General features: G+C 37.6%; 6 protein-coding genes and 1 pseudogene. 2 read left to right on the forward strand and 5 right to left on the reverse strand.

Annotation, left to right across the window (positions count from 1 at the left end; all coding sequences use genetic code 11):
- Nucleotides 1-150: 150 nt before the first annotated feature.
- Nucleotides 151-1,109 (reverse strand): annotated as a pseudogene (locus OS138_RS06240) (alpha/beta hydrolase).
- A gap of 114 nt (nt 1,110-1,223) precedes the next feature.
- On the opposite strand from OS138_RS06240, the gene OS138_RS06245 reads away from it, so the two are divergent.
- Nucleotides 1,224-1,658 carry a MerR family transcriptional regulator gene (locus OS138_RS06245; RefSeq protein ID WP_002288290.1) on the forward strand — a complete coding sequence of 145 codons (435 nt, stop codon included), beginning with the start codon at nt 1,224-1,226 and terminating at the stop codon, nt 1,656-1,658.
- Between the two features lie 124 nt (nt 1,659-1,782).
- Here OS138_RS06245 and OS138_RS06250 read toward each other — a convergent pair whose 3' ends face one another.
- Nucleotides 1,783-2,805: an LLM class flavin-dependent oxidoreductase gene (locus tag OS138_RS06250; RefSeq protein WP_126305410.1), complete on the reverse strand. Its 1,023-nt coding sequence runs from the start codon at nt 2,803-2,805 to the stop codon at nt 1,783-1,785.
- Between the two features lie 392 nt (nt 2,806-3,197).
- Between OS138_RS06250 and arsC the strand changes: the two genes are divergently transcribed.
- Nucleotides 3,198-3,620, forward strand: a complete 423-nt coding sequence (arsC, locus tag OS138_RS06255; protein WP_086300144.1) for an arsenate reductase (thioredoxin) — start codon at nt 3,198-3,200, stop codon at nt 3,618-3,620.
- A gap of 279 nt (nt 3,621-3,899) precedes the next feature.
- On the opposite strand, the gene OS138_RS06260 is transcribed toward arsC, so the two are convergent.
- The 3 genes from OS138_RS06260 to OS138_RS06270 form a co-directional block, all read right to left on the reverse strand.
- Entirely contained in the window at nt 3,900-5,822 is a 1,923-nt protein-coding gene (locus OS138_RS06260; RefSeq protein WP_325069848.1) for a BglG family transcription antiterminator, read from the reverse strand.
- A gap of 86 nt (nt 5,823-5,908) precedes the next feature.
- Nucleotides 5,909-7,849, reverse strand: coding sequence for a PTS fructose transporter subunit IIABC (locus OS138_RS06265; protein ID WP_325069850.1), 1,941 nt, complete (start codon nt 7,847-7,849; stop codon nt 5,909-5,911).
- Nucleotides 7,850-8,082: 233 nt separating this feature from the next.
- On the reverse strand, nt 8,083-8,870 hold a 788-nt coding region (locus tag OS138_RS06270), incomplete at its 5' end, for an IS256-like element ISEf1 family transposase (protein ID WP_193816105.1).

Here is an 8,870-nt window from a genome sequence, read left to right on the forward strand (position 1 = left end):
CTCACGACCTCTTGGTATAAACGGTGTTCAAAAGCTTGCATCTGCGCTAATGAGTCCAACCAAGTCAAAAATGAGGAGCTTTTTTGGCTGTCCTTATTACTTGATGCAGGGCAGTTTTTTCATAATCTCTTTTAGATTAAATCCTTTTGGTTACACAAGGTTCTCTTCAAAGAATGTTGCCATTTTTTCAAATGGAATGATGGATCTGTATGGGATGCTCCTGGAATGATCATGAGTTCCTTGTTGTCACCTTTTAGTTCTTTGAAAGCGTCCTCCCCAAAGTAACGTGAATGAGCTTTTTCCCCGTGAATGACTAAGACTGCATGACGGATTTCTGGAATATAATGCAATAGTTTTGCATTCATAAGTGACAACCCTGATGTCCTATTCCAACCATCGTTGGAGTTTAAAGAACGGACATGATATCCGCGGTCTGTTTTATAATACGCATGATAGTCTTTGACAAATTGAGGAGCATCTTCAGGCAACGGATCAACCACACCTCCAGCACGTGCGTAGTCCCCTTGTTTGAAATCAATGATGCGTTGTGCATTTAATTCTTCACGCATTTCATATTGGGCATTTTCATCCATAACATCGAAGTAGCCATTTGCTGTTACTCGAGTCATGTCATACATTGTGGAAACAACTGTTGCTTTGACCCGCGTATCGATAGCTGCTGCATTCAATGCCATACCTCCCCATCCACAAATACCAATGATTCCGATTATCTCAGGGTTTACATTTTTTTGTACAGATAAAAAGTCTACTGCCGCTTGGAAATCTTCCGTATTGATATCAGGCGAAGCAACATATCGAGGTACTCCTCCGCTTTCTCCTGTAAACGATGGATCAAACGCAATCGTTAAAAAGCCTCTTTCAGCCATCGTCTGCGCATATAGACCAGACGATTGTTCCTTCACTGCACCAAATGGCCCGCTCACAGCGATTGCCGGCAATTTCTTTTCACTTACTTCTTTTGGTTCATATAAATCAGCGACTAATGTGATACCAAAACGATTCGGGAAGCTCACCTTTCGATGATTGACTTGATTGCTTTTTGGAAATACTTTGTCCCATTCTTGTGTGATGTTTAATTCTTTATTCATATTCTAGACTCTCCTTTGATCAAAATTGACATTTGCTTTTGAATGTATTATTATGATAAAACTTAAACTTAACTTTAGGTCAAGGTAAAAATTTTATTTTAGGAGGATTTTTTTATGTATTCCATTGGACAAGTGTCTGAAATGTTTGGATTGCCTGTTTCTACTTTACGTTATTACGACAAAGAGGGATTATTTCCTGATATCCAGCGTGTTTCTGGTATTAGAAAATTTTCAGAGAATGAGTTAGAGGCTTTGAGAGTCATTGATTGTTTGAAAAAATCTGGTTTAGAAATAAAAGACATTAAGCAATTCATGGAATGGAGCAAAGAAGGCAGTAAGACATTTGAGGTTCGTAAAGAACTATTTGAAAAACAAAAAGAAGTAGTAGAAAAAGAAATAGCAAAATTAGAAAGAGTACTCGCTATGCTAAACTACAAAAGCTGGTACTATGAAGAAGCAATAAAAGCCGGCAATGAAGAAGCCGTATTGACAATGATTCCTGATGATTTACCCCAACATGTAAAAGAAGCTTATGTACATTCTCATTGAACAAACGGATAACTCACTTTCCTTCTCTATGAACTTCATGAAAACATGAATAAACACCTCTAACTGATTGTTAGAAGTGTTTATTTTTTCACTCAAGTATCCTGCACTTACAAAAATATCCTTTTTACCGCCATCCTAATTCTGGAGCGATATCTTTTACGATTGTTTCAAGCAAGTGCATGTTATATTCTACCCCCAAAGTATTAGGAATCGTGACGAGTACTGTGTCTGCTTCTTTGATTGCTTCATCTTCAGCTAGCTCCTTGATTAATTGATCAGGTTCACCAGCAAAAGTTTTTCCAAAAATCGTTGGGTTTTGGTGATAAGCAAGATAGCCGACAGCATCTTGTTGCGGACTACCGTCTTGTCCAAATAAGCGTCGATCCAAATCAGTGGTGATTGGCTGAATCGAGCGAGTAACTAATGTTCTTGGTTCAAAATCATGACCTGCTTGCTTCCACGCTTCTTTATACGCACGTAACTGGTTTGCTTGTTGGATATGGAATGGCTCATGGGATTCGTAATTGACTAATGTAGATGATTGCAGATTCATTCCATGTTGTGCTGCCCAGATTGCCGTTTGCTGCGAACCAGCTCCCCACCAGATTCTTTGTCGTAATCCTTCTGAATAAGGTTCTATCCGTAATTTCCCTGATCCTTGCGGGAACATTGGTTGAGGATTTGGTTCTGCAAATGGTTTTCCTTCAAGTAATTCCAAGAATTCAAGGGTGCGTTCCCGTGTTACCTCTTTGATTTCTTCTTCACTGTAATCATAACCAAAGTATTTCCAGCCATCTAGAACTTGTTCAGGTGAACCACGCCCCACTCCTAGTTGCACTCTTCCTTGCGTGATGATATCTGTCAATCCGGCATTTTCTGCCATATAATAAGGGTTTTCATATCGCATATCAATAAGTCCTGTACCGATTTCAATCTTACTTGTCTTTGCGCCGATTGCCGCTAGCAAAGGAAACGGCGACCCAATCTGAGGGGCAAAATGATGTACGCGGAAAAACGCTCCGTCCACTCCGATTTTTTCTGCTTCCACCGCTAAATCAATCGATTGCAAATAAGCATCTTGAGCTGATTTCACAAGCGATCCTTGCTCCATCCAATGTCCAAAGCTTAAAAAGCCGATTTTTTTCAAGGTAATGACCTCCTTTAACCCTACAAAAATGGAAGGTTTTTTATTTTTAATATGAACTGATTCTACTACTTTTTTTCTTAAAAGACGAATAATTGTTCTCGCCTCACAATCAAGAAATGTATCGGCTTACTACACCCCTACTTTCTTCATCATCTGCCGTGTCTTAATCTCTTTTAACAGTCTGTTACATCGTTGATTTTTGACTCAAAATGATTGCTTCTAACATGTATTTATGGTAAAAAAGACAAGATGAGTTCTTTGTACACATCGATTTATACGCTGAACAAAAAGAAATATATAAACTAAGAAACCCATTGTTTTTTTCGCTCCATCACATAGAGTTTACTTTAGATAAACAGTGACATTTACTAATCCATAACGGAGGAAATCAAATGAAAAAAATCTATTTCTTATGTACGGGCAATTCATGCCGCAGTCAAATAGCAGAAGGCTACGCGCGTAAATACTTGTCTCCTTCAATGTTTGAGATCAGAAGTGCGGGGATCGAGACACATGGCTTGAATCCAAGAGCTGTAAAAATCATGGCAGAAGACGGCATCGATATTTCCAAACAGACGTCTGATTTGATTGATAGAGATTACTTTACTCAGGCAGACTTGATCATTACACTATGTGGTGATGCCAAAGACAAGTGCCCTGCCATTCCAAACAATCACGAACACCTTCACTGGGACCTAAAAGATCCTGCACAAGCTGTCGGGAGCGAAGAAGAAATATTAGCGGAATTCAGAAAAGTCAGAGAAGGAATCAAAAGAAAAGTTTTAGACTTAAATCAACGTACATCGATCGTATAAAGAAGTATTCAAAATGATTTTTCAAGCACTAAGAAACAATGTTAAAAAAATAGCTTTCCATATTTTACAAAATTGTGCCTTATTGCCGACAAATTGTCTCTTGAACACCGTTTACCAGTAGTCAAGACATCGTAAGCAACTATAAAAAATTATAAGAAACTCAAAATAAAAGGATGTGCCACAACTTTGGCCACATCCTCTTTTTTTGTATTTAGTTTTCTACTTCCAAATAAATAGATAGAATTATTATAAATATAAAGGCAGTTTTTTAATCGCTACTTATTCATAACTAGATAACAACGTTAAGATTTCTAGCGGATGATTGGATTGCATCAACTGAGCCATTTGTTCTGGCTGCTTTTCTAAATAGTGAATAACAGAAAATATTTTTTTGAACTCTGCATGTTTCAAATCATTTTTCTTTATTGCTAATAGCAGTACGATACGTATCTGTTCCCCGTGCCATAGGACTGGTTCTTTCATTGTAGCAATAGAAATCATCGAATGCTTCACATACAGCGGATTACCGTGAGGGATCGTTACAAATGGTGCTACTCTAGTACTGGAGTGACTGTCTCTTTCCAAGACAGAATCGATGAATTCCGGCTCCACATAATGATGTTCCACTAAGACGTTTCCCATAAAGTTTAAAATATCGGCTGGGTCTGTCCGTTCAAGTTGAGGAAAGATCAGAAATGGATGAGTAAAGCTTGTTAGATCAAATGTTTTTTTCTTCTTGATAGGCACATGCTCCAGCATATATTTTGTCAAATAGGCTAGATCAGTTTCTGTGATCATTGGTGAGATCTCGATTACTGGAATGCTTATATGTTTAAATGGTAACGTAGCCAAGATAAAATCAACAGAGGGAAAATCTTGCCTCTTTAATTCTGGCTTATATTCAACTAGATCCATAATCGTTAATTCTGGAAGTTCTCTGTTCAGCCGTGCTTCGAGAAAAGTAGCCATAGCTTTTGAATATTCACTAACTAAAACCGTTTGATATCTTCTACTTTTCTGATGTTTGTGTCGCTCGATCGCTGCTTGGAAATGGATTGTTAAATAAGCTGTCTCCTCTTGTGGAACATAAAAATTTTCCTTTTCAAAATAATCTTCTAAAATTAACTGTAAAACTAAGAAAAGTTGTGTGTACGTACTAAACACATTTTTCGTCAATGGATTAGAAATCTGCAAACCATAATGGAGTCGAAAATAAGTTGAAGATAAATGAGACCTTAAATTTTGTTTTAGTAGCTGATCTTCTTTTAATGAATAGCCTAGAAACTGTTCCACTTGTTCGATCAAATGATCAGCAAGTGCGCTAGATTCCTTTTGAAAACGTGTGGCTGCTTGTGAATTTGTAAAAAGATTGGCGATACGCAAAGCCAGATAATTGATTTCATCAGGAGAAAATTCAATTGGATAGATGGTGGCTAGTTTTACTAATATCTGACTACTTAACTTTTGTGCTTGGGTGTGTTCCACGACTTCGTTTTCGTCTTTACTTAATTTCACTTTCTGGTACTGTTTCATTCGCTCGAGCATAAAGTAGATGTGAATCTCCACACTAGCCAGTCCATTCGGCTGTTCTAAATGGTTTTCATAAAAAACATCTTGTAATGTATGTTGGATAACTTTTAATGTATCTTTAGCGAAGAATTCTTTCAACGACGGACTTTGCGGATCTTCTTTCTGCATATTTCGTAATGTCTTAACAAGCAACTGTCTTTTTTCTTGTTCATCGCCTTTAAGAAAAGTTCCTAGTTTTGTTTTGGATACTAGCTGTAAATGGTGATACTCAAAAAAGCTTTGCAACTCTGTCAATTCTTTACGAATCGTACGTTTTCCAACATATAGTTTTTCTGAAAGTTCTTCAAGACTAAATCCGTCTTTTGCTACTAGCAGATGGAAAATCAATAACTGACGAAGCTGTTTTTTATCCATTTCTGTTTGAGTCTCTTCATTAAGCGCTCGTTTCAGTTGTTCCCTTTCGTGAGGCAGACCATTCAACAAGATACCTGTACCTTTTTTTCTTTCAAACATTAAAGGCAGATGTTTGTCTCTCAACCAAGTTTCAATGGTATTCAAATCGCTATGAATCGTTCTTTCTGACACATGGAAATGCTCTGCTAGCTTTTTTGTTGTTATATAATTATTGTTCTCACTTAATTGATAGATCAAAGATTGCTGACGCTGATTCATAATGTGCAGAAACTCCCTTCTAAATAAAAAATCGATCATGATAACACATCTATTATGTCTCATCACGGTCGATTTTTCATCTTATGTTACATTTCGCTTAATAATTGGTGAACTGCTGTTTTATCTGGCGCTTCCATCAGTGCTTGACGGAAGTCATCATCCATCAATTTACGTGATAGACGTTGCAGTATTTTCAAGTGCATATCACCTTGGCTGTTTTCAGGTACAGCAATCATAAAGATCATATGTGCAGGTTTTCCATCTAAAGAATGCCAATCTACCCCAGATTGACTTCTGGCAAATGCCACTGTTGGTTTAAGAACATAAGCTGATTTTCCATGTGGAATAGCAATCCCCATACCGATTCCCGTTGTACTTTCATGTTCTCTATCATAGATGACTTCTTTAAATCTGGTTTTATCTGTGATCGCCGCTGTTTTTTCTAAACGTTGGACTAAATCTTCGATTACTCCGTCTTTTGTTGTTGCTGTTTCACCTAAAATGATTGCTTCATCTGACATAATATCCGTGATAGAATCAAAAGTTTCAGTTTTCGTATAAACATCACTTGTTTCAGTCTCTGATAGATCTGCTACTGTCACACCATTTGCTGCAGCAACTGCAGTATGTTCTAATGTTGGTTTCAAGATTCTTAACATTAACACGGTGACAGCAATACCTGCAACCACTGCTACAAAAAACATGGCTACATGATCGACTGCTCCTAAAACTGCTACGATCGGACCGCCATGAGCTACATGATCTGTCACTCCTGAAAGCATCGCGATCACACTTCCTGTCATTGCCCCGATTACAATGCTTGGAATCACCCGTAGTGGATCTGTTGAAGCAAACGGAATAGCGCCTTCTGTAATCCCAAACAGTCCCATTGCTAAGGACGCCTTACCAGCTTCTCGTTCTGTTTTCGTAAATTTGGTTTTTAAAATCAATGATGCCAGCCCCAATGCTAATGGAGGGATACAGATAGCTACAGCAATTGGCCCCATAATGGAATAATTGCCTTCTGCAATCAAGCCAGATCCGAACAAAAAGGCTACTTTATTGAACGGCCCCCCCATATCAAAAGCAATCATTGCTCCTAAGATCATAGCTAAAACAATTTCACTTCCTCCTTGCATCCCTGCTAAAAAGTGAGTCAATGAACTAAATAGAAGAGCTACTGGTTCTCCAATAACGTAGATAAACACAAAACCAACTGCCAATGATCCTAAAATTGGGATAACAATGATTGGCATAATCGATTGTAAAGCTTTCGGTACTCGTACTTTCTTGATTCCTAAAGCAATGAATCCTGCTAAAAATCCAGTGATGATCCCGCCTAAGAATCCCGCATTCGCATCACTACCATATAATGCTCCGTTTGCCGCTAACATCCCACCAACAAATCCAGGAACAAGTCCTGGACGATCTGCAATACTTTGCGCAATAAATGCAGATAGAATTGGAACCATCAACCCCATAGCGATACTTCCGATACTATTCATCGTTGCCCAAATCGTTCCTTCTGGTATCTTGATCCCTTCAGGTGTAGCTGTTCCTCCTAATGTTAAAGAAATCGCGATCAATAACCCTCCTGTAACTACGAAAGGTACCATGTACGAAACGCCATTCATCAAACTCTTATAGATTTTTTTACCTAAATTTTCTGATTCACTTTTATTTTCGGAAGAAATAATTGCCTCCGTACTTTTATAGACTGGCGCTTTTCCTGCTAAAATATCTCTCACCAACTCATCTGCATGGTGGATTCCTTCTTGCACACCTACGGTTATCAAAGGTTTACCGCCGAATCGTGATTTATCTATTTTAGTATCTGCTGCGATGATTACACCAGCTGCTTCTTCGATATCTCTTGCAGTCAATTCATTTTCAATACCGATGGAACCATGTGTTTCGACTTTTACCTCGGCGCCAACTGCTTTCCCCGCTTTCTCTAAGTTTTCTGCTGCCATGTATGTATGGGCAATACCAACTGGACAGGATGTGATTGCAATAATTTTTTTCATTTTCCTACCGCCTTTCTACATTTATAGTATATAAAAACGGTTTCTTTTTATTAAGCACAAAATGATTCCGTAATAACTGAAATTCTTGGAATAAATAGAAATTTCGCTAAAAAAATTGATATACAATTTATTATGTTGAATAAAATAATATTGGAAAATCTTACATTTCTGTACTTCTGCTGGGAGCGTCAATAATTTTGTGTAAATAAATTGTCCTCCTGCAAAATAATTAGTTACTCAGTAAACATTGAAACTAATGTATCGGTTACCTGTTGAAAACCTTTATGGCTTCTGTTTAGAAATTTTTGATTGTATGTATCAAAAATGCTGACTAGAAAGCGTTCTAGTGATTCTTCATTTTGAAACTGCTCTTTTCTACGGCTGTATCTTTTAATTTGCTTATTGAAAGACTCGATTAGATTGGTTGAGTAAATGGTTCTACGAATGCTAGGTGGAAAATCATAAAAAGTTAATAAGTCTTGGTTTTCTATGAGTGACTGCGTCACTTTAGGATAGTTTTTCTTCCATTTCTCAATCATGCCGGATAAGAAGGTATTCGCTTCTTCTTTTGAGTTAGCTTGATAAACAGCCTTAAAGTCATCACAGATTTCTTTTCGGTCTTTGACACGTACTTTATGAGCGATATTACGAGATACATGGATACAACAATGCTGATATTTTGCTTTAGGATAAATTTGATGGATAGTATCTTTCATGCCTTTTAAGCCGTCCGTAATAAAAAGCAAGACTTCTTGAACTCCTCTGGAGTTAATATCCTGTAGCAGCTCATTCCAAACGTATGTTGATTCAGTTGGAGCAATCGCATAACTCAGTACTTCTTTAGTGCCGTCTTCTCGTATACCAATGGCAATATAAATCGCTTCTTTGGATACAGTTTGACGTTTTAGTGGAATGTAAGTAGCGTCCATAAAAATAGCGACATACTTATCATTTAAGGCTCTGGATTTAAAGGCATTTACTTCTTCAGTCAGAACTTTAGTCATGTTGGACATGGTTTGTG

The organism is Enterococcus sp. E5-37 (assembly GCF_035726925.1).
Lineage (GTDB): Bacteria > Bacillota > Bacilli > Lactobacillales > Enterococcaceae > Enterococcus_B > Enterococcus_B faecium.

Bases quoted from the DNA above. Each gene is read 5' to 3' on its own strand.
- arsC (WP_086300144.1), top strand. From the start codon at position 3,198: ATGAAAAAAATCTATTTCTTATGTACGGGCAATTCATGCCGCAGTCAA.
- OS138_RS06265 (WP_325069850.1), bottom strand. From the start codon at position 7,849: ATGAAAAAAATTATTGCAATCACATCCTGTCCAGTTGGTATTGCCCAT.
- OS138_RS06260 (WP_325069848.1), bottom strand. From the start codon at position 5,822: ATGAATCAGCGTCAGCAATCTTTGATCTATCAATTAAGTGAGAACAAT.
- OS138_RS06245 (WP_002288290.1), top strand. From the start codon at position 1,224: ATGTATTCCATTGGACAAGTGTCTGAAATGTTTGGATTGCCTGTTTCT.